A 25482-nucleotide genomic window follows, 5' to 3' on the forward strand; every position below is an offset into this window, starting at 1 on the left:
ACCTTGGTTCTAATCAGGAATGCTCTCAGCCAGTGATGGATGCAAAGACGTGCAACCGGCCGCGGCGTCCTCCGACCTCGCCCTGAGGGTTGACTCGGTGCTTGCAAGCACGCGGGAAAACTGCTCTGCGTCGTCCATGGCCCTGGCATGATCCAGCTCCACGTTGGCGGCAGCGAGACACCCTTGCAGCAGCAGCACATTGGCAAGGTTGTTGTGCGCGGCCGCTGACGGTGCCAGCCGGATCGCAAATCGCAGTGCAGACTCCGCCCCCCTGAGATCATCCTGGGCAAACCGGGCGTTTGCCAAAGCCTTCCAGGCGATCACGTCAAAGGGCCATCGAAGCGTTGCCGCCTGATACGCCCTCTCGGCCAGCAGTGGCTGACCCAGTTCCTCGAACGCACTGCCCGCCAGAATCCAGTCAGCATGCCCCGCTGTGACCGGCGGCAGCGAGGGAGAGGCCGCCACCATCGCCCAGCGCCCGGCCCTGGCCCAGGTTGCCTCGAAACGCAACCGCGACATGCTCAGGCGCTCATCCACCCCGGATCGCAGCAGAAGGCTATCCGCGCTGCTGTCATAGCCCACCACCACGGCGTAGTGCCACTGAGGGAGCAGGCTCAGTCCGAGATTCTGCATCACCAGTACCGGCGTACCGCTCGCAATCTCCAGCAACAGCGCATGCAGATCAGGAGCAAGCACATAAGGCACCCGCTCATGATGCCGGGTGGCGGCTATCAGCTCTGACTGAAGACTGCCCTGCCGCGCCGGAAGGTAGACTCTGGGCGCAAGGACCTGCGGGTCGACCTCGACACCACTGGCCACCAGCACCGTCGCCAGGGCAGCAGGCCCGCACTGATAGCGGGTCTGGGGAAAAAAGGCGTATCGGCGAGCTCCACCTGCGTGTCGGCCAGTGCGTAGTCCTTAATAGGCGGCCCGCTGGCGCAGCTCGCCAATGCCAGACACACCAGCAGGACAGCCGATCTCAAACCTTGTTCGAAATATTCGTGATTCCGAGTATTTCGAGCAGCAGGATAATGACCAGCACCGTGGCAACGACGCCCAGCGCGCCACCGCCCGCCGGCATCTCCTGAAGACCCACGGACAGCTGTCGAAGCTGAGAGTCCGTCATAGACGCAACTCGCTCCGCGGCAAGCACGGGGTTGACCCCCAGCCCTTCCAGCTGGTTACGCAGTTGCGCCCGCTCAATCGTGGAAACCGTCGCCGCGGGCGGCAGAACGTGTCCCACCTGCGCGCGCTCAACCGCAAGCAGTGTGGAGGTACCCACCATTCCGGCATGGAGCGTCGATGGTGCGACTGCAAGCATCGCCACACACACTGACGAGGTAATCACCTTAAAGGTTTTCATGATGGTTCACCCTTGGTCCTGACTGTAGTGCAACATGGCGCAATTACCATTGCTGCCCGCAGCAGACCCTGGAGTATCGGTCCCAGAAAGTGGATCGTCTGTGCGGCGGATCACATAGACCTTGGCCCACTCATGCCGACCTGGCGCTGCGGGACCGCGGCGGCGTACTCAGCAATCGATCTGACTCTCTTTTCACCACTGAGTAACACTCACAGCTGAGTCGCTCCAGTTCAGGTCTGTCGAGTACCTTTATTTTGCCACGACGGTATTCAATGACCCCCTTTTTCTGCAGTTTTCCCGCTGCGTCGGTGACGCCCTCTCGCCGTACACCCAGCATGTTGGCGATCAGCTCCTGGGTCATGGTCAGTTCGTCCGAGGACAGCCGGTCAAGCGAAAGCAGCAGCCAGCGGCACAACTGCTGGTCGATACTGTGATGCCGGTTGCACACCGCGGTCTGCGCCATCTGGGTGATCAACGCCTGCGTGTAGCGCAATAACAGCGTCATCAACTCGCCGTGGCGGTGAAACTCGTCGACGAGCCTCTGGCCGAGCAGCCGGTAGGCACTGCCACCGCTCTGCACCACGGCCCGGCTGGAGGTACTCTCTCCGCCCATGAACAGCGAAATGCCGACAATGCCCTCATTGCCCACCACGGAAATTTCCGCTGACGACCCGCTCTCCATGACATACAGCAACGACACAATGCTGTCCGTGGGAAAGTAAACGTGGCGCATTCTGTCACCGGCCTCATACATGACCTTGCCAAGCGGTATCGGCACGTGTTCAAGGTAGGGGAACAGCCGTTCCTGGATATCGACTGAGAGGGCAGCGAGAAGGTGATTCTGTTCCGGATGTGCGGCCGGCTCCATGGCTATGCTCCTGAAATACAGGCTTTGGTTTATGTTGTGATGGTGTTTTCCTGGCACACGCGTGACCATAGACTGCATGGCGGCCATGGGCGCCGGAATACCGTAGACACGCTCGGTTCATGCGGCGTACTTCCACCACAGACAAGACTACCTCGCACCGCTGCTAACTCTGTGCGCTGGCACACATACCAGCGCGCCATCACGTCAGGCTTTGTCGGGCACACATTCAGACGCGTATCGCGGGAACATGGCCTGGTAATTCTCAATACCCGCGCGGTAGCAGCCGCAGGCGACAGCCTCCAGTCCGGCGCGATCCAGTATCGCTATCCGTCCCCGACTGTAGCGGATAATGCCGCGGCGCTGCAGCTTTGCTGCGGCAATCGTGACGGAGCCTCTCTGCACGCCAAGCATGTCCGCAAGGAGCCTGTGCGTGAGTACCGGCAGGTCATCGGCGCTGACGCGATCATGCGCCAGCAGCAGTGCGCGCGCCAGACGGCTCCCGACATCATGAAAGCGCACGCAACCCGCCGACTGTGAAAGCTCGTTCAGCACCAGGTAGAGATAGCGCTGTAAAACCGTCTGCAGCGCCGGAAACCGGACCATGGCCTCGCGGATCCGTTCACTCTCTATTCGCAAGGCGAGTCCCGCAGCATGCACGACAGCCCGCTGGGGCGCCTGATTTATGCCCAGCACCAGCGTCGCTCCAAGCATACCCTCGCATCCAATGTTCTCGGTTGCAAAAGGTTCATGGCCATGCACGGTCCGCAGCAGGGAGATACTGCCACTTACCGGGAAATAAACGTGACTGAAGGGCTGTCCCACGTCGCAGAGCACCGTGCCGAAAACCAGATTGATCGGGTCACAATTTGCAAGCACCGCTTCGCGCTGCTGCCTCGGCAAATAGTCTAGCAGCTGGTTTCCCGCAGCAGGCGGATGCCCAACACCGTTTGCGATAGGTGACATAAACTTCTCTCAGGACAGGAAAACAGTAGCCAGCAGGCGGTCAGCCAACGAACCTCGCACTGCATAATGGTAGAAGGTGACGCCGCCGATTTTCTGTGCGCTGTCACACGCATACTCCTGTGGAGGCGTGTGATAACGCACAGACGCCAGCGCGGAAGAGCAGCATGCTGTGTACTGAGACGGAATCTGTCTCGACAGCTTGAGTGTTGCAGGATGACTGCCAAGGAGAAGACCATGAACAAGGACACGATCGAAGGTAACTGGAAGGAATTCAAAGGCAAGGCGAAGGTGCACTGGGGCAAGCTGACCGATGATCGTCTTGATGTGATTGACGGCAAGCGCGAGCAACTCGCGGGTGAGATTCAACATGCCTACGGTGTGACAAGAGAGGAAGCTGACAAGCAGATCCGGGAGTTTGAGAAGAAACAAACCCGTGATTGATGAGCGAGCTCAGCGCTTTCCCGCAGAGCTCGCCGACGCGGGCCGGCCCGAATGCCAGTGCATACGGGCTCTTTTCCGACACCAGACCCTACAGATGAGCAACGAGCACGGTTGTCTCTACAGGTCGCACGCCCAGGAAGGAACTTAAAAATGCATCCGTCAACCCGCGCCACAAAGAGTGCGCATCTGCGCAATGCCCTCGGAGTCACGTTCGTACTGGCGCTCGCCAGCGCGTGCGGCACCGCTCCGGTGGCGCCCACCGCAGTCATGGAAGCGGCGCGGCAAGCCATCGCCTCCGCCGAGGAGTCGGGTGCGCGACAGCACGCAGCCGCAGAGCTGGACGAGGCCAGGGAAAAACTGATGCTGGCCGACCGCTCGGTGCGATCCGAGCAAATGGTGGACGCGGAACGTCTCGCACAGGAATCCATGATCACTGGACAACTCGCGGTCGCGCGCACGGAAGCAGCCAAGGCGGCGGAGATCAATCGGGAAATGCAGCGCAGCGTAGACGCCATGATGGAAGAAATGCGGCGTAGAGGAGATCGTCAATGAAGAATCTGAATAACACGCTCGCACATTACGGAACGAGAGCAACTGCACTGGTAGTGGCATCTCTGGTGGTGGTGGCCTGCGCCATGTCGCCGACAAGCCCACAGGGTTCTGGCGACGTACGGAACAGACTGACCGCGCTGCAGAATGATCCGGATCTCTCGGGTCGGGCGCGCATCGAGCTTCGCGAAGCAGAGACAGCTGTGCGCATCGCCGAGCAGCCGTTACCGGATGAAGATACCGCGCTGGGAGCACACCGGGTATACATGGCGGACAGAAAAGTCTCGATAGCGGAAGCGAGGGCCAACACGCAGTTTGCCGAGGAGCAGCGAGCCCGACTCAGCGAAGCGCGTGAGGATGCCCGTCTGCAGGCTCGCACCCGTGAGGCTGACAGGGCGCGTAGCGATGCAAGCCTGGCACGCATCGAGGCCACAAGAGCACGGGAAGAAACCGAGATCGCACGCAGCGCCGCTGCCAGAGCCCGCGTGGATTCGGAAACGGCACGCAGCGCAGCGGACGCAGCACAGGCGTCCGAAAGGGCCATGATGGGTGCGGCGGCGCGCGATGCAGAAGAATACCAGCGCCAGATCAATGCCCTGCAGGCGGAAACCACCGAGCGCGGGCTTGTCCTCACCCTGGGTGACGTGCTATTCGCAACCGACAGCGCCGAACTGCAGAGCGGCGCGAACCGCAACCTCGACCGACTGGTGGATTTTCTGAACGCCTATCCGGACCGGCGCGTCCTGATAGAGGGGCATACCGACAACGTGGGCAATGCCGATTACAACAGGGCACTCTCGCAGCGGCGGGCGGAAGCAGTCAGGATCCACCTGACGCAGCGGGGAATCTCAGCGCGATCACTGTCTGCCACCGGTATCGGCATGGATCGCCCGGTGACGGGTAACGACACCGCAAGCGGCCGCCAGCAGAATCGGCGCGTTGAGATAATTATCGAGAATCCGCCGGCGCCGGTGGTGCAAAGACGCCTTTAGCGACGTCAACCCAGTATGGGGTCAGGTCTCAGCGGGACCTGACCCCATAATGATATCGCGATACGTCCCGCCCGCCGGAATCATGGGGTAGACGTTCTCCGCCGCATCAACAATCACATCCAGCAGATAGGGTTCGTCCGGATTCTCGAGCAGGCGCGCGAAGGCGGCCGGCAGATCGGCAGGATTGGCAACACGCTCGGCGCGCAACCGGTAACCGGCGGCGATCATCGGAAAATCCGGATAAATGTCAGTCTCCCCCGGTGCCTTAACCGCCATGGGATCTGACTGATCCGAACCGGAGCGATGCCCCTCATAGATCATGTCCTGCCACTGCCGCACCATACCGAGCCACTGGTTGTTGATCACCACGACCTTCACCCCGATGCTGTAACGATGACAGGTCGCCAGCTCATGAATGGTCATGTTCAGCGAACCATCGCCGTCGATGTCGATTACCTGCCGGTCGGGGCAGGCGATCTTGGCGCCAATGGCCGCCGGCAGACCGTAGCCCATGGTGCCGAAACCGGAGCTGCTGAGAAAGGAGCGCGACTGCCGCGGCTGATAGTGCTGCATCGCCCACATCTGGTGCTGCCCCACACCCACGCTCACGATCGCTTCGCCGCCAGTCATTTCGCTCAGCAGCTGTATGGCAAACTGCGGACTGATCGCCTCTCCCCGGGGCACATCAAAGGGGAAGTCCCGCAGCAGTCCCGACAGATAACCCAGCCATTCCCGGTGTTCACCGCAACTCGCGTGCTCGGCCAATTGCGCCAGCGCCGGACCGATGTCCGCCCAGATGGGCAGGGTCACGCTCTTGTTCTTGTTCAGCTCGTCGCGGTCGATATCAATGTGGATGATCTTGCCGTCGGCGATAAAGGCATCGACCTTGCCGGTCACGCGATCGTCAAAGCGAACGCCGGCGGCAATCACCAGGTCTGCTTCATTCACCGCGACGTTGGCGGCTTTCGACCCGTGCATGCCCAGGATCTGCAGCGCCAGTTCATGGCCGGGAGGGAAAGCCCCGTGCCCCATGATCGTAGTAGTCACCGGGCACTGCAGCTTCTCCGCCAGCGCCAGCAGGGCGTCCGCGCAGTTGGCGGCAACAATCCCGCCGCCGGCGTAGATCACGGGGCGCTGCGCCTCACCGATAAGCCGGCAGGCTTCCTCAAGCTGGTTGTCGGACAGGCCGCCCACCGCCTGCTCGGGCAGTTCGATCGCCGCGGGGATCGGGGGCGGCAGATGATTGCCCTGCGCATCCCGCGGATAGTGCTGCTGGATGTCCTTGGGGATATCGATAAGCACCGGACCGGGCCGGTTGCCTCCCGCCAGCGCAAAGGCTTCCCGGACCACGGCCGGAATCTCGGCCACCTGCTTCACCAGCGTGCTGCGTTTCGTGACCGGACGGGTAATGCTGACGATATCCACTTCCTGAAACGCGTTCTTGCCCAGGAGATGTGATGGTACATTGCCCGTGATGGCGACAACCGGCGTGGAGTCGCTGTTGGCATCGGCGATGCCGGTCACCAGGTTGGTCGCACCGGGCCCCGAGGTTGCCAGGCATACGCCGACCCGGCCACTGGCCCGGGCGTAGCCCTGGGCAGCATGTACCGCACCCTGCTCGTGCTCCGTACGAATGCACTGGATGTCGTACTCGCGCAGGACATCGAAAATCTCCAGGTTGGCGCCGCCAGGGTAGCCGAACAGAACGTCGACACCCTCCGCCTGCAGGGCCTTGGCCAGCAGCTGGGCGCCACGCAGGGCACCCTCGCGCTGGTCGGGCTGTATGTCAGCAAGGGCACCGCCGGTGATGGTGGTGGTGTCGGCGTAGGTAACATTGTCCGTGCTCATAACGACTGGGTCCGAAGCGGAATTTCACGTGCGTTAATGTAAGCGTTATGCGCCGCAATTATCATCTAAAATAGTCTGCGCCAGGCGTCGATTGCGTATTATATATACTCATTTCAAGTTAAAGGCGATGCAATCATGCCGGAGAAACTGGACAAGCTCGATCGCCGTATACTTCAGCTACTGCAGCGGGACGCCGGACTCAGCGCCGCGGAGATTGCCGAAAAGGTTGGTCTCACCCAGCCACCCTGCTGGCGACGCATCCGTCGCCTCGAGGACATCGGCGTCATACAGCGCCGCGTGGCGCTGCTGGACCAGCGCAAGCTCGGTCTGAATGTCACCGTATTTGCCCGCGTCAAGCTGTCCGCCCACGGCAAGCGCTCCTTGCCCGAGTTTGAGGAGCAGATCCGCGATCTGCCCGAGGTGCTGGAGTGCCACACCGTCATGGGCGACTACGATTTCCTGCTGAAGATCGTCACCCGGGATATCGACACCTACGAGACCCTGTTCCGGCAGAAGCTGTCACAGATGCCCACGGTACAGGAGATCCACTCCAACGCGGCCCTGTCGCGGGTGAAGATCACCACGGAACTGCCGCTGGATGTGGAACAGATGACGCTGTGAGATCACCCCGATTTGCGTGGCAGCGGATGAGGTTCAAGAATCAAGGGCGGCTATCTCCTGCGCAAACTGGCGGAAATCATCAAGAGAGCGAGTGCAGATCGCAAACACAATCTCCCAGTTAATCGCCTCGTAGTTGTGCACAGCAACGTTCCTGAATCCCACGGCCTTGCGCATAGATTCACTCGTGGCCGCAGAAATGATGTTCAACTTCGCCAATGTCGTGAAAACGGACCCCATGGTTGTCGGGGCGGGCTCCTCAGTCTGACTGATGAAATGGCTGCCGATGTCCACACAGAGCTGAACAGCACGCGCAAGATTCAGAACCAGGATGTCCTGAAGGTCCGCGTCGTCTATCAACCGGCTGACATCGTCCGGGGTTTTCTCCGACACCCGCTGGATACAGCGGCGCAGCGACTCCACCTTCTGCTCTAGGATCGCATCCACGCCTCCCTCCTCTCCGCCAGAATGCGGCGATGCAGCGGCAGGAAGTCCGACGAGTCAATGAGATGGCGGGAAAGCAGCTGCGCGTAGGTCGACGCGTCACCGAGCAATCGCCTGCCTTTGAATACCTCGCCGAGAATGGGTTCGCCGGCGATGCTCAGGTCGACGATATCAACAGGGCGTCCGCAGGCCGCACCAATTTTCTGCATCAGTTCGAGTTTGAACGCCGCGCTGAGCGGCGACTCGGCCAGGAGGCCGAGGTCAATATCACTCGCGGGGCTTGCCTCCCCCGTGATCTGCGAGCCAAAGAGAATGGCAAGGCGCAGGTTCTGATAATGCCCCAGCACCTCGGTGACCCTAGTTTCAATCTCTTCCATGTGCGCAGTGTACCCTTCTGACCCCGGAAGGAGGAAACGTCAGAGACTGCGCTGGTTGACCCTTGCCGACAGCGCCTCGGCGCTCTCCACCCGCTCGGAATAGCGGTCAGTCAGGTAGTCCACCCGGTCGCGGGTAAGCAACGTGAACTTCACCAGCTCCTCCATCACGTCGACAATGCGATTGTAAAAGGGCGAGGGCTTCATACGATCGTTGTCGTCGAATTCGAGGAAGGCCTTGGGCACCGAGGACTGGTTCGGAATGGTCAGCATGCGCATCCAGCGGCCGAGAATCCGCATCTGGTTGACGGCGTTGAACGACTGCGAGCCACCGCAGACCTGCATCACGGCCAACGTCTTGCCCTGGGTCGGCCGCACCGCGCCGATCGACAGCGGAATCCAGTCGATCTGCGCCTTGAGAATGCCTGTCATGGCGCCGTGACGTTCCGGACTGCACCACACCATGCCTTCGCTCCAGGCGGCAAGATCGCGCAGCTCCTGCACTTTCGGGTGGCTGGGGTCGGCGCCATCCGGGAGCGGCATGTCCCTGGGATCATAGACACGGGTTTCAGCGCCAAAGCGCTGCAGCAGTCGCGCCGCCTCCTCGACCGCGAGCCGACTGAAGGAGCGCTCACGCAGCGAGCCATACAGCAGCAGGATTCGCGGCGGATGCGTCGAGGGGGCTTTAACGGCAAGGTGTGCACCATCAATGGATTCCACCTGCCGCTCATCAAGATTCGGCGTATTGATCGTCATCTCTCCCTTGCGATGTACCGCAGCGACGCCCCCGCGCCACTGTCAGTAGCGCCAGCTTTCCGTATCTGCCCCTGGCGGTGCCGATTCCTCGATCCGTTTCAGGATCAGCGGCACATACATCTGGTTGTAGCGCAGCCGCGACAGCGCATTCGGGCGCTCGTGGTCACCGTTCCAGCAATGCCCCGACCGCGGCTCGTAGTCGACCAGACCCGCGTAGTAGGGATCGGTCGTGCTCTCGAGAAAATCCTCCATGAGATACACCGCGTTGTTGAGGTAGGAGTTGTCCATTTCCCCGACGTAGATGTGAATCTTGCCTTTCAGTTTTGGCCCGAGGGTTGCCCAGTCACGCTCCAGGATGTGCCGCAGGTCATAGTTCTCCCGCCAGTACTCGGCCACCTCGGGGTCAATCACGCCCGTCTCCCGGTCCCACAGGTGTTGCGGGTAGCCATCCTTGCCCACGGGCCCGAACAGCGTCGGCCAGATGTCACGCTGACCGCCTGAGCGTCCCTTCGTCCCCAGGACATGCTCTTTCTGCTGCACCTGCTTCAAGGTGGCCGTGACCTGGCCCAGCGTCGTGCGGCTGCGCGGACGCTCGATGCGCTTCCAGTCGCCCTCGAGGAAATAGGCGTTTTCGTCCTGGTAGATGTCAACCAGCGCGTAAGCGCGAAAATCGATGGGGTCCGGACAGGCCGCGAAGGCGCCATTGTAGTCGTCGGGATAGAACACCTGGGCGGCCAATGCGATCCAGCCACCGGTTGATCCGCCATACAGGAATCGCGCCCAGCCCTCGCCGATGCCGCGAAAGCGTTCTTCGATATGCGGAATCAACTCGTGGGTGATAGCGTCGCCGTAAGGGCCCATGTTGGCCGAGTTAACGGCGTAGGAATCATCGAAATACGGCGTCGGGTGCTGAATCTGGATGATCAGCATGCGCGGGAAATCGGTGCCGGTCCACGCCTGATAGAACTCCCAGGCGTGCTCCTGGACCACGCGGTTGTAGCAGGGCATGTCGAAGCGTTCGCTGTATTCACACTCGAGGTCGGGGTCTGGCGGCGTCTCGCGGAAGCCGCTGAAATCGCTCGGAAAATGCCCATGAAAAACCGCCAGTGGATAACGGGCCTCCGGATGCGCGTCAAAGCCCTCGGGGAGGAGCACCTGCGCCCCCAGGTAGGTGGGTCGGCCCCAGAACGTCGACAGCAGTTCGCTTTTCAGGCGGATATGTTTGACGTAGCGTGTGTCTGTAGGCGCTTGAATCGCCGGAATTTCCTCGCTGAGCGTCAGTCGCACGGGGTCTTTACCCCCCGGCCCCAGATCCACCCACATCGGTTCCGAGTACAGATTGCCCGGCTTGCGCGTGAGCTGCTGGCCCTCGCCCTTGTCCGGCGGAAGAAGCAGCTCCCGGCCATCGGCCAGGGTGAACAGCTCATAGCGGTTGAGCAGCGCCTGCACCCGGTAGCGGCCTGCGGGCAGCTCTTCGAGTGATCCCAGGGGATAGCCCGCGGCGGCGGCATCGACCGTCATAGACTGAGAAGCCCGCCAGCCGTTGACGTCTCTGCCGAATACCAGCTGGCTCTGTGGACCATTCGATACCTGAAAGCGCGGCTCATCCCTGTCATTGTTCGAGAGGAACAGCAGCAGTCGTCCGTCCAGCGGCGCGTCGTCCCGGCCCGAGGGCAGCGATACCTGAAACACCGCGCCGGATGCTGCGGTCACCTGCGCCGCGTCATCGGCGCGGGATACCGCCGTCAGGAATACCATCGACAGGCAGGCAAAGCCACTACAGAAACAGCGGAGAAAGCGGCGAACGCCATTCAGGGCAGGGATCATGGGTTACCTCTCCGGGCTGGGTGATTCCGCCAGTATAGGTGCCGGCTCTGACACGGGGCAATTGCCACCCTGCTATTTGTCAACCTGTCTGTTGCGAGTGAGACCAGGCACGGAAGGTTCCTGCGGGCAGGGTCCCGTCAGTCAGCGCGAGCCCGTCGCACCGCCGCCGCCAGCTGATCCAGCAACGGCAGCGTATCGTCCAGTGACAGGCAGGCATCCGTGATGCTTTGCCCGTAGCGCAGCTCCCCGAGCGTCCCCGCAGGCTGGTTCCCGCCCACCAGATGGCTTTCGAGCATCAGGCCACGCAGGGCCGGCTGGCCTTGCTCGATCTGGTCGCAGAGATCGGCGACAACCTGCGCCTGCCGCTGGGGATCCTTGCTACTGTTGCCGTGGCTGCAGTCGACAATCAGCGAGGGGGGCAGGTCAGCCTTCGCCAGTCGTGCCGCCGCATTGCGCACCGCCTCGGCGTGATAGTTCGGACCATCGCGTCCGCCGCGCAGGATCAGGTAGCCATGGGGATTGCCCGTGGATTGCAGAATGGCCGGGGTACCTTCCTTGGTCAGTGAGGGAAACCAGTGGCTGTGCGCCGCGCTGCGAATGGCGTCGACGGCGACGTCGATATCGCCCGTGGTGCCGTTCTTGAAGCCGACGGGCATTGACAGGCCCGAGGCGAGCTCGCGGTGCACCTGACTCTCCACCGTGCGCGCACCGATGGCGCCGAAGCTGACCAGATCCGCATAATACTGGCCAAAGGTGGTGTCCAGAAACTCGCTTGCCGCCGGCAGTCCCATTGCCGCAACATCGAGCAGCAGTTTGCGTGCCTGCCGCAGACCCTGGTTGATGCGATAACTGCCATCCAGATCGGGATCGTTGATCAGACCTTTCCAGCCCACCACCGATCGCGGCTTCTCGAAGTACACCCGGAGCACGGGCAGCAATGCATCGGACAGCGTGTCACAGTGGTCCCGCAGGCGTTGTGCGAATTCCAGCAGCGCCGCCGGATCGTGCACGGAACAGGGACCGACAATCACCAGCAATCGGGAATCGCGCCGGGTCATGACCTCTTCGATCTGACGCCGTCCCGCGGCCACCGACGCGCTCACACTCTCCGAGCAGGGCAACTCACCAGCAAGGACCCAGGGCGTGATCAGCGGTTGCGCGCGCAGAATACGGATGTCGTCGGTGGAATCGCTCATGGTCTGTCGGTCGCCGGATTTGCGTGACGGGCGATTGTGTCGAACACGGCCCTCGGGGGCAAGCGCGTCTCAGGCAGACAGCTCTTCACAGCAGCGTTGCAGCCTGAGAATGTCTGCATCCCGAGACAGGCGGTGATCGCCGTCCTTGACCAGCGTCAGCGTGACATCAGGCGTCGTCAGCGCTGCCACGAGACGCTCCGCATGCCGCCAGGGCACGTCGTCATCGCACATGCCCTGGAGAATGCGTACCGGACACGTGATGTCCAGCGGCGCATCCAGCAGCTGCCAGTCACGCCCATCCTCTATCAGCGTGCGGGTGATCCGGTACGGCTCGTCGTAATCGGACGGCCTTAACGTGTAGCCTTGTTCGAGAATTTCTGAGCGGGCGTCCTCGGGCATACCGGCCCACATGAGCTTCTCGGTAAAGTCCGGCGCCGGCGCCACCAACGCCATGCCCGACACGCGCCCGGGCCGGGCAAGCGCGGCAAGCAGGGCCATCCAGCCGCCCATGCTCGATCCAACCAGAACCAACGGCCCGCTAGACAGCGCGTCGACAGCGTCCAGCGTGTCCTGGCGCCAGCGGGATATGGTGCCCTCCTCGAAAGCGCCCTCTGAGGCGCCGTGCCCACTGTAATCGAAGGCCAGGAAACCAAGCCCGGCAGTGGCCGCCCAGCGCTCGAGCGCAACGACCTTTGTGCCGTTCATGTCCGACTTGAAGCCGGACAGCCAGACAAAGGTCCGTGAACCCGTGTCCGGCGTCCGGTAACGGTAGGCGAGGCGCTGCCCGCGGGACGAGGTGAAAAATGACGGGGTCATGCTAGCTCCTGTAGCAGCGCCTTCCATCGCGGCTGCAAGCGATCCGAATACCAGGGTGATACATCCACCGACGGCGGCAATCCCCCCGTCAGCCAGGCACGCAGGCGTGACACGAGTGCCTCGGCATCGCCGGCGGGATAGCGACAGGCTGCAGGATACATCTCCGGATAACACAGTGCATCGGGGACCAGTGGACATGCGCCGGCGCTCACCGCCTCCAGCACGGAAAGGCCCTGGAACTCATGACGCGAAGTACTCACGACAATACCGGCACCGGCGAGCAGATCGCGATAGGCCGCTCCCGGCAGCATCCCGTCGGCGACAATCTGCGACGGCAGCGCTTCGCGCAGTCGGGTCAGGGGCTCCGGTACACGCCTCGGACGCTTGCCCAGCAAGGCAAGACGAAACGTCACACCCTCGTTCGCAAGCCTGAGCATGACATCCGCAAACATTGACGGCTGCCTGTCGTGCTCCCAGCGGTGGTTCCACACCACCAGTCGGGGGTCGCGAGCGCCTGGCGCCATGCCGACCAAAGGGTCTATTGCCACCGGACAGACGGCGCTTGCCTGTGCCAGGCGCTCTGACACGCCCTCCGGAACGGCGTCGGGCATGGCTTTCAGCAATTCAGACACACCGCTCAGGAAGGTATCCCTGTTGAACGCAGAATTGAACACCGGGCGATCGGCCGCCAGCGCCCCGTAAAGCTGCACCATCCTCGGTTCAAGCGAGCGGAACTGGTTCTCCCCCACCGGGTACGCGAACTGGTTCTCGTGGAAATAATACAGCGTCGGCACACGAGCGAGGCGTGGATTGAGCCCCTTGAGCGTGGCGAGATCCACCATTGACGTGGCGACGATCAGATCGGGGGTCTCATCCGGCAGGCTGTCGAGCCAGGACAGGGGGTTGCCGCGAATGCGCCAGGCAAAGTTGCGGCCCGGCAGCTCCAGGCGTCGCCAGCGACAGTGCGTCTGGGTTGTCACCAGCCAGTCCGCCCAGGCCGCGTGACTGTCTGCACGATAGGCCGACAGCAACCAGACCCGAGGACGCTCCGGCAAGCGCGCCACACTACGAACCGATCAGGAGGCAGCGGCCATGGCGCCGGCAGCCTCGCCCGGTGAAGCCAGCACCACCGTGTCACGACCCGCGGCCTTGGCTTCGTAAAGCGCCCTGTCAGCGCGGATCAGCAGCGCCTCGATCTGCGCCTCGCCCTGCCATTCGGCGATGCCGAAACTGGCGCTGAGAGGCACCACCTCCTCGGCGACAGACATCGGCTGCTGCACCAGGATTTCGCGTAAGCGGGCTACCACCCGGCGTGCGTCACTGACATCACCCCGCAGAAGAACCGCAAACTCTTCACCGCCGATGCGACCCGCAACATCTTCTCCCCGCAGTCCACTGGCCAGGGTAGTGCTGAAATGCACCAGGGCATGATCGCCGACGGCGTGACCAAACCTGTCGTTGATACGTTTGAAGAAATCCAGGTCAGCGATGACCAGCGTCAGCGCCTGATGCCGGCGCTGCGCCTGCGCCAGCAGGCGCGCCGATGCCTGCATGAAGCCTCGCCGGTTGCTGAGGTCGGTGAGGCTGTCAGTCACGGCCAACTGTCTCAGGCGGGTCGCCAGATCCGTACCGAGAAGGAAAATGGCGGTAATCCCCATCGCCACAAAAAACGTTGGCATCAGCGCAAAGTTAACCAGATTGTAGGCATCGCGCTGACCCTGGGAAGGCTCGAGACCAAACTGCAGCGCGATACCCGCGGCAAGTCCCTGGGCCAGGCCAAACAGCAGATGGACGCCCGCCGCCACCTGCTGCGCCAGTCTCGGTTCAGGACCGTAGCGGTAGAGAACCCAGGCAACATGCATAAATGCGATACAGGCAAAGCCCGGCGCCAGGGCAACCCGGATATCAATGCGCGGAACCAGGACCGTGAACACGACCTGCGCTGCCGACAGACCCGCAAAGACGAGAACACCCATCGAGAGCGGTGTCGGCAGCTTGAGGCGCACGCGATGGCCTGCCGCGGCCGTCATGACCAGCAGGCAGGACAGGCTGTTCACGGCAATCCACCAGGCCTCGTACACGGGCACCTCATCCCGCAGCAGATTCAGCCCATACTGGAGTGCGGCGAGAAGGAAGGCCACAGACCAGATGAGGGCGTGCTTCGGCCTGCCAAACAGTCGCCAGCCAAGAAAACAGGCGCCCGCAAACAGAAGGCTGATGACAACCAGCGTCAACTGCAGGGCCTGTATGGAATTCAACGGCATGTCAGTGTCCCTGTGCTGGCCTGCTGCTCGCCGGCCAGGGCACATCTGCCGCGCTGGACAGCTCTCACTGTTATCATTTTCCTGCTCGCGATGATCATCGGCGGGGAAAGTATACCGGCATGTCGTAGACTGTGCTCCGCCCAGTCACGAATGGCCCACCCGCGTGCCCGGAGACCCGATGCGCCCCGACAGACCGGACAGAACAGCAGAGACGCGAACACCCCCGGCGGTTCCCGGATGGCTGACTCTCCTGGGCGTGCTCGCCGTTGCCATCAACCTGCGGCCGGCACTGACCAGCGTGGCCCCGATACTCGGTGATATCCAGACCTCGACCGGACTGCGTCCCAGCATCGCCGGTCTGTTGACCACAGCGCCGGTGCTGTGTCTCGGCATATTCGGACCTCTGGCACCGTGGCTGGCGCGACGAATCGGCAGCGAGCGCACCATCGGCCTGTTCCTCGCTGTGCTGGGCACGGGCTGTATGCTGCGCGCAACAACGGTTCCCCTGGGCCTGTTCACGGGCACGCTGATGGCGGGAGCCGGCATTGGTGTGATCGGTGTTCTGCTGCCCGCGATATTGAAGCGCGAATTTCCTGACCAGGCAGCCCGGCTGACGGGTTCTTATACGCTGCTGCTGTGTCTTGGAGCCGCCGCCGCTGCAGGTCTTACCGTTCCGGTCGCGGCGTACTTCGACAACAGCTGGCGGGCGGGACTGACGGTATGGTGCCTGCCTGCGCTGCTGGCACTTCTTGTCTGGTCACCACAGCTGCGTCGAACAGCCCAGCCGCGGGCGGCAGGCCCCGCTCCCAACGCCATCTGGAAAGACCGCCTCGCCTGGCAGGTGACGCTTTTCATGGGCCTGCAGTCGTCTCTCGCCTATTGCGTCTTTGGCTGGCTCCCGTTCATATTACAGACCCGCGGCGTGAGCGTGGGTGACAGCGGTATCACGATGTCCATCTCCATCGGCGCGCAGCTGTTGACCGCTCTCGGCGGCCCTTTGATCGCCACGGCGTTCCGCGACCAGCGCCCCGCGGTGCTGCTGTTCATGGGGCTGACGCTGGCCGGCTTGCTGGGTATCGTCTACGCCCCGCTGTCTTCCAGCACCGCCTGGGCCGTTGTGCTGGGTCTCGGCCAGGGTGGTACCTTCAGCGTTGCCCTGTCACTCATCGTTCTGCGCGCGCAGGATGCGACCATGACCGGAAGACTTTCCGGCATGGCGCAGAGTGTGGGCTATACGCTCGCGGCAATGGGCCCGCTGATGGTTGGCACGTTCTACGACTGGTATGGAAACTGGAATGCCGTCGCCGTCATGTTCTGCATGATCGCACTGCTTGGCACCCTGGCTGGCCTCGGCGCTGGCCGCCGCCGATTCGTCGGTGGGTAACGCGGCACCGACGACACCAGGGAGCGACAGTCAGCGGGCGGTGTCAATGTAGACACCGCGGCTCGAGTACCAGTCCTCGTCAATCTGCCACTCGACGGCGCGAACTTCCGCATGGTCCGAGATAATATCCGCCGCTCTTGACTGCATGGCGACCAGCCGCTCCTGCGCTGCCGTCATGTCGGGGTGATCGACCGGCACGTCGGCAAGTTCCGGAAACGCCGTGCGCAGAAACTGCATGACCGGAACCCGCGCGGATCGTGGACTCGTTACCGTTGCCACGCCCTCATCGATACGGACAACGCGAAAGGTGTAGGGATAATCAGCGAGCTCTGCATCGCGCTCAAGCGTGGCGTTGATCTCTGCGGCCACGTTATCGCGATTGAAGACCCACCAGGCAAGCCCCAGCACAGCGACCGCCGCCAGAACCAGCGCATAGCGTTTGGTAAAATCGTCCATGGACACTCCCATCCTCTGCTGCCGGCCGGGCGCCAGCTTTGCTGAAAAGTCTAGCGCTTTTCCGACTGCCACCAGAATGCCAGACTGAAAATCAGCATCAAGGCGTACAGAATTGCGGCCGACAACGGCATCCACGGTGCCATGCGCCAGCCGGCCTCCAGCAGCAGGGGCTGTTGCTGCAGGAGTCCGTGCGCGGCATGCAGGGCTATCACGGCCATGAACGCGATATTGGTCTGCCAGCCGAGGTACAGGGTATTCAGCACCACCATCTGCATCCGGGTCAGCCGCGCCGCGGCGCAGTCTGCCACCCAGAGATAGGCCATAGTGACCAGCGCAAACGTGAGCGAAAGCAGGGCGGCAAACACAAGATGGCCGCCGAGCAGGTCGCCGGGGTTCGCAAGGCCGATCATGACCTGCCCGCCCGTGCCCTGCGGCGAAGTGCCTGCAGCCCGGGCTCGGACGTTTTCGGCTTTGCTTCCACGGCGAACTCCAGCATAGAATGCGAATGATTACGAAGGCTAGCAGATATCATGCGGTGCGGCAGCGCGGCGCCAAACTTTTCCCATCAACCACAGGCTGACGTCATGGCAGGCTCTCTGCAGGACCAGTTGCTGAACGCCGGACTGGCGGATGCCAGAAAGGCAAAGCAGCTGGAAAAAGCGAAACGCAAGGATAACCGCGTGGCACGCAAGGCAGGCGTGACGCTGGTCGATGAGAACAAGGTAGCGGCCCAGGAGGCGCTGGCGGACAAGGCGCGCCGTGCACGGGAATTGAATGAGGCCCGCGACGCCGATGCCCGACGCAAGGCAATCAACGCCCAGATTCGCCAGCTGATCGAGAATCACCGGCTCCCGCGAGCCGGAGGTGACATCGGCTTTAACTTCACGGACGGCAAAAAGGTCAAGAAGCTGTATGTAACGGGCATGCAGCAGAAGCAGCTCTCCGCCGGCAACCTCGCCATTGCGCGTCTTGGCGACGGGCACGAACTGGTGCCCGCGCCGGTCGCCCACAAGATCGCGGAGCGCGACGACAGCCGCGTCATATTCTGCCAGGAATCCGGCGACAGCGGACTCTCCGCCGAAGAGCAGGACTGGTACAAGGATTACGACATCCCCGACGACCTGATGTGGTAACGGGGAGCCCCTCATGAAAGACCTCGAAACGCTGTTCACCCGCTTTGCCGACATCATGTGGGGCACGCCGCTGGTCATTCTGCTCGTGGGCGGGGGACTGTTTTTTGCCGTGTATTCACGCGGTATGCCGTACCGGCACTTCAATCACGCACTCAGAATACTGACCGGGCGCTTCGACCGGGAAAGCGACGCCGGCGATATCACCCACGCGCAAGCCCTGAGCACGGCACTCTCGGGCACTCTCGGGCTGGGCAACATTGCGGGTGTCGCGCTGGCCATCACCATGGGCGGCCCGGGAGCCATCTTCTGGATGTGGGTGACCGCTATCATCGGTGTCGCGACCAAGTTCTACACCTGCTCTCTCGCGGTCATGTTCCGCGGTAACGACAGCCTCGGCCAGCTTCAGGGAGGGCCGATGTACGTGGTACGGGAAGGACTGGGGCGTCGCTGGATGCCTCTGGCAGTACTCTTTGCCATTGCCGGCATGTTCGGTACGCTGCCGGTCTTCCAGGTCAACCAGCTGGTGCAGATACTGCGTGACGTAATCGGCTACCCCACGGGACTCGCCACGCAGGAATCACACTTCCTGTTTGATTTCAGCGTCGGTCTGATCGTCGCCGGACTGGTTCTGGCAGTCATTCTCGGGCAGATACGCCGGGTCGGCAAGGTCACCGCCAGACTGGTGCCGACCATGGTGATCTCCTACCTGCTGCTGACGGGCGTGCTGCTCATCCGTTACGCGAGTGAAATCCCGGCGGCATTCGCACTCATCTTCTCCGATGCCTTCAGCGGTGAGGCCGCAGCGGGCGGCGCCATCGGCGCGGTCATTCTCATGGGCGTTCGCCGCGGCGCATTCTCCAACGAGGCCGGCATCGGCACCGAGTCGATGGCCCACGGCGCCGCCAAAACCGACGAACCCATTCGCGAGGGCCTGGTCGCCATGCTGGGCCCTGTCATTGATACGCTCATTGTCTGCAGCTGCACGGCACTGGCGATTCTCGTCACCGGCGTGTGGCAGGCCGATGGCGATATCGGCGGTGTTACCCTGACGGCGCGGGCCTTTGAATCCGCCTTCCCCGGATTCGGTGCCTATGCGCTGACCTTCGTGGTCATCATGCTGTCGGTGAGTACCGTGCTCAGTTTCTGGTACTACGGCAGCAAGTGCCTGGGCTTTCTGATCGGCGCACAGCACCAGCACTACTATGTCTGGATATACAGCGTGCTGGTGGTCGTTGGCTCCGTCGTCACGCTGGAAACCGTTGTCGGCCTGATGGATGGCATGTATGCGACCATGGCCATCCCGACGATGACGTCGGCACTCCTGCTCGCGCCCCACGTCAACCGTGCCGCGCGCGTGTATTTTGCGCGCCACCGGGCCGGGCTGGAGCCGCGGAGCGACAAAGGCGTACCATAGACCTGACGCAGCAACCGCCGGGAGCCAGGTGACAACATGAACGCCATTCCCGCAGTCCACCGCAATTGCGAGACGCTGGTCGACGAGATCATCGCGCAAATCGGCACGCCCATCGTCGCCGGACTGCCACTGGGACTTGGCAAAGCCAACCACGTGGTCAATGCCCTGTTCCGGCGGGCGCAGGCAGACCCAGGCCTCTCCCTGACCCTGTTCACCGCACTGACGCTGGAGGCGCCAGTCGCCCGGAGCGACCTTGAGCATCGCTTCCTGGCGCCGCTGTCAGAGCGCCTGTTCGACGCCTACCCACCCTTGGCCTATGCGAGTGCGCAGCGCAAGCAGGAACTCCCCGATAACATCCGCGTGGTCGAGTTTTTCCTGCGGCCGGGAGCGTGGCTTGGCGTTCCTGGCGCACAGCAGTCCTATGCCTCCATCAACTACACCCATGCACTCGATGCCATGCTCAGAGAGGGCATGAACCTGCTGCTGCAGCTGATCGCCGTCCCCACAGAAACCTCTGCCGACACCTATAGCCTCAGCTGCAACCCGGACATCAGTGCTGACCTTCTGGATCTGCGACGCGCGGGCAAATGCGATTTTCTGAGCGTCGGACAGATCAACCGCCAGCTGCCGTTTCTCGGTGGTGCGGCACTGCGCGACCGAAGCGATTTTGACCTTGTGCTGGACAGCCCCGACTGCGAATTCCCGCTCTACACGCCACCGCACAAGCCCGCCGCCGCCACTGACCATGCCATCGCGCTGCACGCAGCCGCCCTGGTGGCGGACGCGGGCACGCTGCAGATAGGCATTGGCTCCATCGGCGATGCCATCGCCCATGCGCTGATCCTGCGGCAGCGCGACAACGACATATTCCAGCGCTGCCTGGAGCGGCTCCACGGGCCGCGCGCGGCACCCGCGGGCGAAGTGCGGGGGCGATTCGACGTGGGTCTTTATGGCCTGACGGAAATGCTGGTGGAAGGCTTTCTTGCACTGATGCTCGCCGGCGTCATTCGAAGAGACGTGGACGGCGCCTGTGTCCACGCGGGATTTTTCCTCGGCAGCCCGGTGTTCTATGACATGCTTGAGCGGCTTGGCCCCGATCAGCGCGCTCGAATCGCCATGATGCCTGTCTCATTTGTCAATGACCTGCATGAGAGAGGACCCCATACCTGTCTGCTGGGTCCACCGCAGAACGCCAGCGCGACCGAATCGGGAAAACGCGCGGCACGACGCAACGCGCGCTTCATCAACAGTGCGATGATGGTGACAATGACCGGGGCCATTGTTTCCGATGGTCTGGAAGACGCCCAGGTCGTCAGCGGCGTGGGCGGACAGTACAACTTTGTTGCACAGGCGTTTGCGCTGCCGGAGGCGCGCTCGATCATCACCCTGCCGGCAACCCGCACCCATAAGGGAAAGCTGCAGTCGAACATTTGCTGGCAGTATGCACACACCACAATACCGCGCCATTTGCGCGACATCGTGGTAACGGAGTATGGCGTTGCCGATCTCCGGGACAAGTCCGATGCCGACGTGATTCTCGCCATGCTGAACATCGCCGATTCGCGCTTTCAGCCCGACCTGCTGGCATCTGCCAAGGCCGCCGGCAAAGTCCCCGGTAATCAGGAAATTGCCGAGTATTATCGGCACAATACCCCCGCGCGCATCACCGCCGCGCTGGCTCCGGCGGCAGGTTATCTGCCCGCTTTCCCGCTGGGCAGCGGCCTGACACCCGAAGAAGAGCACCTGGCGCAGGGCCTGTCCCGGCTCTCGGAGCAGGCTGGCAGCCGCCTCGGACTGGCGCGACTGGCGTTGCGCGGCTGGCGCCGCAAGCCGGACAAGAGAACCGATGCCAGTCTGGCGCGTATGAACCTTAGCAGGCCACGCGATCTCGGGGAGCATGTTTCCCGGGCCTTGTTGCTGGCCGTACTGGAACAGGAGACACCATCATCCGAGTAATCATCCGCTACTTTTTCCGCACACTGCGACTGCTGCTCACGCCCTTCGTTCTGCTGCAGGAAAAGCTGACCACACCGGCTCCCATGGCGCGTGACGAGGACGCGCAGTCCGCTGTTGACGACGCCGCCTCAGGGCTGGCCCTGTATCAGTTCCGCAGCTGCCCGTTCTGTATTCGCGTTCGCAAGGAGCTTGCACGCCTCGGCGTTACCGTGGAACTGCGCGACGCCCAGAATGACTCTGAGCACCGGGCGGCGCTGGCAGCCGGCGGCGGCCGCGTCAAGGTACCCTGCCTGCGAATTGCCCATGACGACGGCACTGACGAGTGGCTGTACGAGTCGGCCGACATCAACGCGTGGCTGCGCAAACGGTTTGAGCCGGATCACGCCGGCGGCTAGCTGGTGGACCCTCAGGCAACTGCGCCCAGAACCGCCTGCAGGCGCTCCTCAACGGCACTGCGGTCGTTCTCTTCCAGCAGGCCGTCACAGACGCCGTGGGCTATCATCCTCGCCTGCCGCCCGACAGCCCGCCGGTTTTTTTCTGTCGATGCCGCTGCAGCGATCACCTGCAAGACCTCGAGCAGACGAATGGAAACAGGCGCACTCGACTGGGCGCACTGTCGAATGGGGTTGCAGGCCGCATCCAGCATTGCCGGAAAACGAAAGGCCGGGATCAGCACACGTCTCACACCCGACTCATCGCAGCGATCCGGTGAAGCGAGTTCGATCGCGGCGAGCCGGGCCAGCGCCGACCCCAGGCGATCCACACAATTGATCGCCGTAAAGGGATCATTGATACCCGGAGACAGTGCCCGCACGGCGACCTCGACGAGCTGATCGAGCGGAAATTCCATATCCTGCGCCGAGGTGCGCTGGTTCCCGAACGCGAAGGCCTCACGAACCTCCCGCTCCAGCGCGCTGTCTACGGCGTCAGAAGGCCAGACCCGCACGATGGGGGTGTCGCGTATGGCGTAGTGCCCGGCCCGACAGACCACTTCCAGCACAGTGTCGGTTCGTACGGCCAGCGCCAGCAGGGTATCGCTGTCAATGATCTGAAGGTAGCCATCTGTGTGACACAGGATCTGCCCCGGCTCTCCGTCACTGCCTGCCTGTCCCGCCGCACAGGCCTCCCTGCCGCCATGACCACGCGAGTCGGACGACGATCGCTCATCCACCGCCAGACTGTCGATACAGTCCATGAGTTCGGATGCCACGCGCGCAACGATCTCGTTACCCTGTATGGACACCGCCACATGGTGGATGAAATAAATGAACACACCGAGACTCAGCAAGGCAAACATGACGCTGACGCTGACCGCGATATGCGGAACAAATGCGGCATCGCCAACGTGGCGGATAGAGCGTAGCACCAGCAGGCTATACAGAAATGTGGCTATAAAAGTGCCCAGAACCGCCTGATTCACGCGGTCGCGCATGAAATTACGCAGCAGGCGAGGCCCGAACTGTGACGATGCCAGAGACAGCGCGACAAGCGTCATCGAGAAGACGACACCCGCGATCGCGATCATGGAGCCGGCAATAATACCCAGTACGTCACTGGCGCCGTCGGCATCGCCGCCGTACATCCAGCCTCGAGCCCACGGCTGAGTCGCCAGCCAAGCGTTGCCCCAGGCTTCATCCAGCATGACCAGCGCAATGGCCAGCAGGCCTGAGCCCAGCGCCATGAGGGAGGGCAGGAACCAGAAACTGCTTTGCAGGCGCTCCCAGAGCTTGAGCAATGTTGCGTTCATCGCGAAACCCTTTCCGCCGGCGACAGACTCGATCATCCGCCGTTTGGGAAGCGCTGTACATGCCCGGCTGAGACGTGTCCCGGCAAATCCATTACCATGTTGTCTCTGGAGGACACGCCATGCTGAACGCCCTCACCCGCCAACTGTTCTCAGCCCGCCCGCAGGAAACGCTGTACCACTACACCACGCTGACCGGGCTGCAGGGAATCGTGGGTGGCGCGGAACTTCGCGCCAGCGATATCCGCTACATGAATGACTCCACGGAATTACGCCATACCCTGGAATTACTCAACCAGCAGGTGACCCGGCGTATTCTTTCGGGCGTCGACAATCCGGAGTTGCTGAATGCCCTGCTCGACTGGCTCTCGCACCGCATCGTCAGCGGTCCAATGCTGTTCGGCGCGTCTTTCAGGGCGAATGGCAATCTGCTCAGCCAGTGGCGCGGCTACAGCGTGCATGGCAAGGGCGTCAGCATGGGCATGTCGCCAGAGCAGATTCTGTCCCGCGCCGCGGCGCAGTCGTTTGAAGTCACGCGCTGCATCTACAGCAGATCTGAGCAGGAGCGACTGATTAACAGTATCGTGGATGCCGTGGAGTCACTGGCGGGCGAGCATGACATGCAGGAGATCGCCAGCGGCGAACCCTGGCAGGGTCTGTTTCAGAGCATCGAGGGCGATCTGCTGCGCATCGCCGCCGTGCTCAAGCATCCAACGTTCGAAGAAGAGCAGGAGTGGCGGATCATATCGCCGGTCATGCACACACTCACAGACCGGGTGGAATTCCGCGAGGGCATCTCCATGCTGATACCCTATTTCAACTTCGACCTGCGCGACGAGGCGGGAAGGCTGATGCTCGAGCATGTCTATCTGGGACCCACCAGCAACACCGACCTGTCGATGAACTCACTGGCGCTCTACCTCGAACAGTGCGGTGCAAGTCCACGACGCGGGATTACCTATTGTGACATTCCCTACAGGAAGCGTTGATTCCGACATGAAGAGCCGTGTTTTTCTTCCGTTATTTTGCGCACTCGCCCTGTCCGCAGGTATGTGCAGCACCCTCTCCGCCGCTGCCGAGCGTGAAGTCAGCGTGGTCACACCCGAGTCGGTGGCTCTGAAGGATGTTCTGGCACTTTCCGGTACCGTTACCGCGCGGCGGCAGGCCATGCTCTCCCCGCGGATGGACGGGCTGGTCAGCGAGCTTCAGGTCGATGCCGGTGATCGTGTCGAACAGGCGGCAATCCTGATGCGCCTCGATACCGCATTGATCGAGCGGGAACTTGACCTGGCGAAGGCGTCTACCGCGGAGGCTCGCGCCGCCGCCGCGGAGGCAGAGCGGCTGGTCGAGGAAGCGACGCGGCTGCGTGGAGACAACTTCATCCCCGCGACCGAACTCGCCAGTCGCGAGGCTGCACGTGCGGCAGCGACGGAAGCCCTCGGCGCTGCCATCGCCCGGGAACAGCTTGTTCGGGAACAGCTGAAACGCCATGCGCTACCCGCGCCGTTCGCCGGCGTTATCGCGGAGCGCATGACAGAGAACGGGGAATGGGTGAATCGCGGTGACCCGGTGTTTCGCCTGGTTGCCACCCACCCCGTCTGGATCGACGTCAATGTCCCGCAGGAGCACTTCGGCCGGCTGTCTATCGGGACACCGGTGCGTATTCTTCCCGACACAACACCCGGCGAGGCTCTGGAGGGGCGCATCGTTGCGCTGGTGCCGGTGAGTGATCTACAGGCGCGTTCTTTCCTGGCGCGCATCGCCGCTGATGACCCCGATGTCAGCCTGTTTCCGGGAACATCCGCCACCGCGGAAATACAGTCAGACTCGGCAGGCCGCGGCCTGGCGCTGCCACGGCAGGCCGTGGTCGCGCATCCCGACGGTGGACGCAGCATCTTCGTGATTGATGACGAGGGCCGCGCCAGTCGCAGGGCGATCAGGATCGTCGAGGAATCAGCAGATCGGGTGATTGTGGAGGATAAGCTGCCGTCAAACGCCCGGGTTGTCGTGCGCGGCAGCCAGCGGCTGCGCAGCGGCGACCCGGTGAAAGTGGTCAACGACCCAGTGTCCCGTTAA

26 protein-coding genes and 1 pseudogene are annotated in these 25482 nt (G+C 62.5%); 11 read left to right on the forward strand and 16 right to left on the reverse strand.

All coding sequences use genetic code 11. From position 1 onward, the window contains the following. Nucleotides 1-9: 9 nt before the first annotated feature. From EV688_RS13220 to EV688_RS13235, 4 genes and pseudogenes are all read right to left on the reverse strand, one after another. Nucleotides 10-864, reverse strand: a pseudogene (locus EV688_RS13220) (PA2778 family cysteine peptidase); the annotation flags it as partial. Nucleotides 865-979: 115 nt separating this feature from the next. Next, nucleotides 980-1363: a PA2779 family protein gene (locus EV688_RS13225; RefSeq protein ID WP_131917661.1), complete on the reverse strand. Its 384-nt coding sequence runs from the start codon at nucleotides 1361-1363 to the stop codon at nucleotides 980-982. A gap of 130 nt (nucleotides 1364-1493) precedes the next feature. Continuing rightward, a complete protein-coding gene (locus EV688_RS13230) occupies nucleotides 1494-2231 on the reverse strand; it encodes a Crp/Fnr family transcriptional regulator (RefSeq protein ID WP_117318991.1) in 738 nt (245 codons plus the stop codon). A gap of 204 nt (nucleotides 2232-2435) precedes the next feature. Continuing rightward, the gene (locus EV688_RS13235) at nucleotides 2436-3194 is read right to left on the reverse strand and encodes a Crp/Fnr family transcriptional regulator (protein ID WP_117318990.1); all 759 of its coding nucleotides are present in this window, start codon (nucleotides 3192-3194) and stop codon (nucleotides 2436-2438) included. A 234-nt stretch (nucleotides 3195-3428) separates the two neighbouring features. On the opposite strand from EV688_RS13235, the gene EV688_RS13240 reads away from it, so the two are divergent. From EV688_RS13240 to EV688_RS13250, 3 genes are all read left to right on the forward strand, one after another. Continuing rightward, nucleotides 3429-3635 (forward strand): CsbD family protein, encoded by a 207-nt coding sequence (locus EV688_RS13240; RefSeq protein ID WP_117318989.1) that lies wholly within the window; start codon nucleotides 3429-3431, stop codon nucleotides 3633-3635. Nucleotides 3636-3785: 150 nt separating this feature from the next. After that, on the forward strand, nucleotides 3786-4187 hold the full coding sequence (locus EV688_RS13245) for a DUF4398 domain-containing protein (RefSeq protein ID WP_162883955.1): 402 nt from the start codon (nucleotides 3786-3788) through the stop codon (nucleotides 4185-4187). Further along, nucleotides 4184-5176 (forward strand): OmpA family protein, encoded by a 993-nt coding sequence (locus EV688_RS13250; protein ID WP_117318987.1) that lies wholly within the window; start codon nucleotides 4184-4186, stop codon nucleotides 5174-5176. The genes EV688_RS13245 and EV688_RS13250 overlap by 4 nt, the downstream gene beginning before the upstream one ends. A 21-nt stretch (nucleotides 5177-5197) precedes the next feature. Here the strand turns inward: EV688_RS13250 and ilvB are convergent, their stop codons facing one another. Beyond that, nucleotides 5198-7024, reverse strand: a complete 1827-nt coding sequence (gene ilvB, locus EV688_RS13255; protein WP_117318986.1) for a biosynthetic-type acetolactate synthase large subunit — start codon at nucleotides 7022-7024, stop codon at nucleotides 5198-5200. A 135-nt stretch (nucleotides 7025-7159) separates the two neighbouring features. Here ilvB and EV688_RS13260 point away from each other — a divergent pair, with 135 nt between their 5' ends. Further along, nucleotides 7160-7645, forward strand: coding sequence for an Lrp/AsnC family transcriptional regulator (locus EV688_RS13260; RefSeq protein ID WP_117318985.1), 486 nt, complete (start codon nucleotides 7160-7162; stop codon nucleotides 7643-7645). Nucleotides 7646-7678: 33 nt separating this feature from the next. Here EV688_RS13260 and hepT read toward each other — a convergent pair whose 3' ends face one another. From hepT to EV688_RS13300, 8 genes are all read right to left on the reverse strand, one after another. Beyond that, entirely contained in the window at nucleotides 7679-8089 is a 411-nt protein-coding gene (hepT, locus tag EV688_RS13265) for a type VII toxin-antitoxin system HepT family RNase toxin (RefSeq protein WP_117318984.1), read from the reverse strand. Continuing rightward, complete coding sequence (gene mntA / locus EV688_RS13270; RefSeq protein ID WP_117318983.1) at nucleotides 8074-8463, reverse strand: type VII toxin-antitoxin system MntA family adenylyltransferase antitoxin; 390 nt, start codon at nucleotides 8461-8463, stop codon at nucleotides 8074-8076. Before mntA ends, hepT begins: the two co-directional genes overlap by 16 nt. Before the next feature lie 39 nt (nucleotides 8464-8502). Continuing rightward, the gene (gene arsH / locus EV688_RS13275; RefSeq protein WP_117318982.1) at nucleotides 8503-9216 is read right to left on the reverse strand and encodes an arsenical resistance protein ArsH; all 714 of its coding nucleotides are present in this window, start codon (nucleotides 9214-9216) and stop codon (nucleotides 8503-8505) included. Between the two features lie 42 nt (nucleotides 9217-9258). After that, a complete protein-coding gene (locus tag EV688_RS13280; protein ID WP_205686692.1) occupies nucleotides 9259-11043 on the reverse strand; it encodes an alpha/beta hydrolase-fold protein in 1785 nt (594 codons plus the stop codon). Between the two features lie 137 nt (nucleotides 11044-11180). Next, nucleotides 11181-12239 (reverse strand): 3-deoxy-7-phosphoheptulonate synthase, encoded by a 1059-nt coding sequence (locus EV688_RS13285; RefSeq protein WP_117318981.1) that lies wholly within the window; start codon nucleotides 12237-12239, stop codon nucleotides 11181-11183. Between the two features lie 69 nt (nucleotides 12240-12308). Next, nucleotides 12309-13055 carry an alpha/beta hydrolase gene (locus EV688_RS13290; protein ID WP_205686691.1) on the reverse strand — a complete coding sequence of 249 codons (747 nt, stop codon included), beginning with the start codon at nucleotides 13053-13055 and terminating at the stop codon, nucleotides 12309-12311. Beyond that, a complete protein-coding gene (locus tag EV688_RS13295; protein ID WP_205686690.1) occupies nucleotides 13052-14119 on the reverse strand; it encodes a tRNA-queuosine alpha-mannosyltransferase domain-containing protein in 1068 nt (355 codons plus the stop codon). Before EV688_RS13295 ends, EV688_RS13290 begins: the two co-directional genes overlap by 4 nt. Before the next feature lie 12 nt (nucleotides 14120-14131). Next, nucleotides 14132-15319: a GGDEF domain-containing protein gene (locus tag EV688_RS13300; protein WP_162883954.1), complete on the reverse strand. Its 1188-nt coding sequence runs from the start codon at nucleotides 15317-15319 to the stop codon at nucleotides 14132-14134. A 178-nt stretch (nucleotides 15320-15497) separates the two neighbouring features. On the opposite strand from EV688_RS13300, the gene EV688_RS13305 reads away from it, so the two are divergent. Beyond that, nucleotides 15498-16703: a CynX/NimT family MFS transporter gene (locus EV688_RS13305; RefSeq protein ID WP_117318978.1), complete on the forward strand. Its 1206-nt coding sequence runs from the start codon at nucleotides 15498-15500 to the stop codon at nucleotides 16701-16703. A 30-nt stretch (nucleotides 16704-16733) separates the two neighbouring features. Here EV688_RS13305 and EV688_RS13310 read toward each other — a convergent pair whose 3' ends face one another. Together EV688_RS13310 and EV688_RS13315 are read right to left on the reverse strand one after the other, a co-directional pair. Beyond that, nucleotides 16734-17159 (reverse strand): hypothetical protein, encoded by a 426-nt coding sequence (locus tag EV688_RS13310; protein ID WP_117318977.1) that lies wholly within the window; start codon nucleotides 17157-17159, stop codon nucleotides 16734-16736. Between the two features lie 50 nt (nucleotides 17160-17209). Next, complete coding sequence (locus EV688_RS13315) at nucleotides 17210-17569, reverse strand: hypothetical protein (protein WP_117318976.1); 360 nt, start codon at nucleotides 17567-17569, stop codon at nucleotides 17210-17212. A gap of 174 nt (nucleotides 17570-17743) precedes the next feature. Between EV688_RS13315 and EV688_RS13320 the strand changes: the two genes are divergently transcribed. The 4 genes from EV688_RS13320 (at nucleotide 17744) to EV688_RS13335 (ending at nucleotide 22057) form a co-directional block, all read left to right on the forward strand. Continuing rightward, nucleotides 17744-18292 (forward strand): DUF2058 domain-containing protein, encoded by a 549-nt coding sequence (locus EV688_RS13320; protein WP_117319027.1) that lies wholly within the window; start codon nucleotides 17744-17746, stop codon nucleotides 18290-18292. Nucleotides 18293-18305: 13 nt separating this feature from the next. Further along, complete coding sequence (locus EV688_RS13325; protein ID WP_117318975.1) at nucleotides 18306-19706, forward strand: alanine/glycine:cation symporter family protein; 1401 nt, start codon at nucleotides 18306-18308, stop codon at nucleotides 19704-19706. Nucleotides 19707-19742: 36 nt separating this feature from the next. After that, entirely contained in the window at nucleotides 19743-21662 is a 1920-nt protein-coding gene (locus EV688_RS13330; protein ID WP_205686689.1) for an acetyl-CoA hydrolase/transferase C-terminal domain-containing protein, read from the forward strand. An 83-nt stretch (nucleotides 21663-21745) separates the two neighbouring features. Then, nucleotides 21746-22057, forward strand: a complete 312-nt coding sequence (locus EV688_RS13335; protein WP_205686688.1) for a glutaredoxin family protein — start codon at nucleotides 21746-21748, stop codon at nucleotides 22055-22057. 11 nt (nucleotides 22058-22068) lie between these two features. Here EV688_RS13335 and EV688_RS13340 read toward each other — a convergent pair whose 3' ends face one another. After that, entirely contained in the window at nucleotides 22069-23409 is a 1341-nt protein-coding gene (locus tag EV688_RS13340; protein WP_117318973.1) for a DUF2254 domain-containing protein, read from the reverse strand. Between the two features lie 119 nt (nucleotides 23410-23528). On the opposite strand from EV688_RS13340, the gene EV688_RS13345 reads away from it, so the two are divergent. Then, nucleotides 23529-24395, forward strand: coding sequence for a DUF2971 domain-containing protein (locus EV688_RS13345; protein WP_117318972.1), 867 nt, complete (start codon nucleotides 23529-23531; stop codon nucleotides 24393-24395). Nucleotides 24396-24456: 61 nt separating this feature from the next. Further along, on the forward strand, nucleotides 24457-25482 hold the full coding sequence (locus tag EV688_RS13350) for an efflux RND transporter periplasmic adaptor subunit (RefSeq protein WP_117319023.1): 1026 nt from the start codon (nucleotides 24457-24459) through the stop codon (nucleotides 25480-25482).

It is taken from the genome of Chromatocurvus halotolerans (assembly GCF_004340525.1).
Classification (GTDB): domain Bacteria; phylum Pseudomonadota; class Gammaproteobacteria; order Pseudomonadales; family Halieaceae; genus Chromatocurvus; species Chromatocurvus halotolerans.

Excerpts from the sequence above, each read along its gene's own strand:
- ilvB (WP_117318986.1), bottom strand. The coding sequence starts at position 7,024 with ATGAGCACGGACAATGTTACCTACGCCGACACCACCACCATCACCGGC.
- mntA (WP_117318983.1), bottom strand. The coding sequence starts at position 8,463 with ATGGAAGAGATTGAAACTAGGGTCACCGAGGTGCTGGGGCATTATCAG.
- EV688_RS13320 (WP_117319027.1), top strand. The coding sequence starts at position 17,744 with ATGGCAGGCTCTCTGCAGGACCAGTTGCTGAACGCCGGACTGGCGGAT.
- EV688_RS13225 (WP_131917661.1), bottom strand. The coding sequence starts at position 1,363 with ATGAAAACCTTTAAGGTGATTACCTCGTCAGTGTGTGTGGCGATGCTT.
- EV688_RS13345 (WP_117318972.1), top strand. The coding sequence starts at position 23,529 with ATGCTGAACGCCCTCACCCGCCAACTGTTCTCAGCCCGCCCGCAGGAA.
- EV688_RS13335 (WP_205686688.1), top strand. The coding sequence starts at position 21,746 with ATGGCGCGTGACGAGGACGCGCAGTCCGCTGTTGACGACGCCGCCTCA.
- EV688_RS13240 (WP_117318989.1), top strand. The coding sequence starts at position 3,429 with ATGAACAAGGACACGATCGAAGGTAACTGGAAGGAATTCAAAGGCAAG.
- EV688_RS13315 (WP_117318976.1), bottom strand. The coding sequence starts at position 17,569 with ATGATCGGCCTTGCGAACCCCGGCGACCTGCTCGGCGGCCATCTTGTG.
- EV688_RS13260 (WP_117318985.1), top strand. The coding sequence starts at position 7,160 with ATGCCGGAGAAACTGGACAAGCTCGATCGCCGTATACTTCAGCTACTG.
- EV688_RS13285 (WP_117318981.1), bottom strand. The coding sequence starts at position 12,239 with ATGAGCGATTCCACCGACGACATCCGTATTCTGCGCGCGCAACCGCTG.
- EV688_RS13325 (WP_117318975.1), top strand. The coding sequence starts at position 18,306 with ATGAAAGACCTCGAAACGCTGTTCACCCGCTTTGCCGACATCATGTGG.
- EV688_RS13350 (WP_117319023.1), top strand. The coding sequence starts at position 24,457 with ATGTGCAGCACCCTCTCCGCCGCTGCCGAGCGTGAAGTCAGCGTGGTC.
- EV688_RS13330 (WP_205686689.1), top strand. The coding sequence starts at position 19,743 with ATGAACGCCATTCCCGCAGTCCACCGCAATTGCGAGACGCTGGTCGAC.
- EV688_RS13245 (WP_162883955.1), top strand. The coding sequence starts at position 3,786 with ATGCATCCGTCAACCCGCGCCACAAAGAGTGCGCATCTGCGCAATGCC.
- EV688_RS13310 (WP_117318977.1), bottom strand. The coding sequence starts at position 17,159 with ATGGACGATTTTACCAAACGCTATGCGCTGGTTCTGGCGGCGGTCGCT.
- arsH (WP_117318982.1), bottom strand. The coding sequence starts at position 9,216 with ATGACGATCAATACGCCGAATCTTGATGAGCGGCAGGTGGAATCCATT.
- EV688_RS13340 (WP_117318973.1), bottom strand. The coding sequence starts at position 23,409 with ATGAACGCAACATTGCTCAAGCTCTGGGAGCGCCTGCAAAGCAGTTTC.
- EV688_RS13280 (WP_205686692.1), bottom strand. The coding sequence starts at position 11,043 with ATGATCCCTGCCCTGAATGGCGTTCGCCGCTTTCTCCGCTGTTTCTGT.
- EV688_RS13250 (WP_117318987.1), top strand. The coding sequence starts at position 4,184 with ATGAAGAATCTGAATAACACGCTCGCACATTACGGAACGAGAGCAACT.
- EV688_RS13230 (WP_117318991.1), bottom strand. The coding sequence starts at position 2,231 with ATGGAGCCGGCCGCACATCCGGAACAGAATCACCTTCTCGCTGCCCTC.
- EV688_RS13305 (WP_117318978.1), top strand. The coding sequence starts at position 15,498 with ATGCGCCCCGACAGACCGGACAGAACAGCAGAGACGCGAACACCCCCG.
- EV688_RS13300 (WP_162883954.1), bottom strand. The coding sequence starts at position 15,319 with ATGCCGTTGAATTCCATACAGGCCCTGCAGTTGACGCTGGTTGTCATC.
- EV688_RS13235 (WP_117318990.1), bottom strand. The coding sequence starts at position 3,194 with ATGTCACCTATCGCAAACGGTGTTGGGCATCCGCCTGCTGCGGGAAAC.
- EV688_RS13290 (WP_205686691.1), bottom strand. The coding sequence starts at position 13,055 with ATGACCCCGTCATTTTTCACCTCGTCCCGCGGGCAGCGCCTCGCCTAC.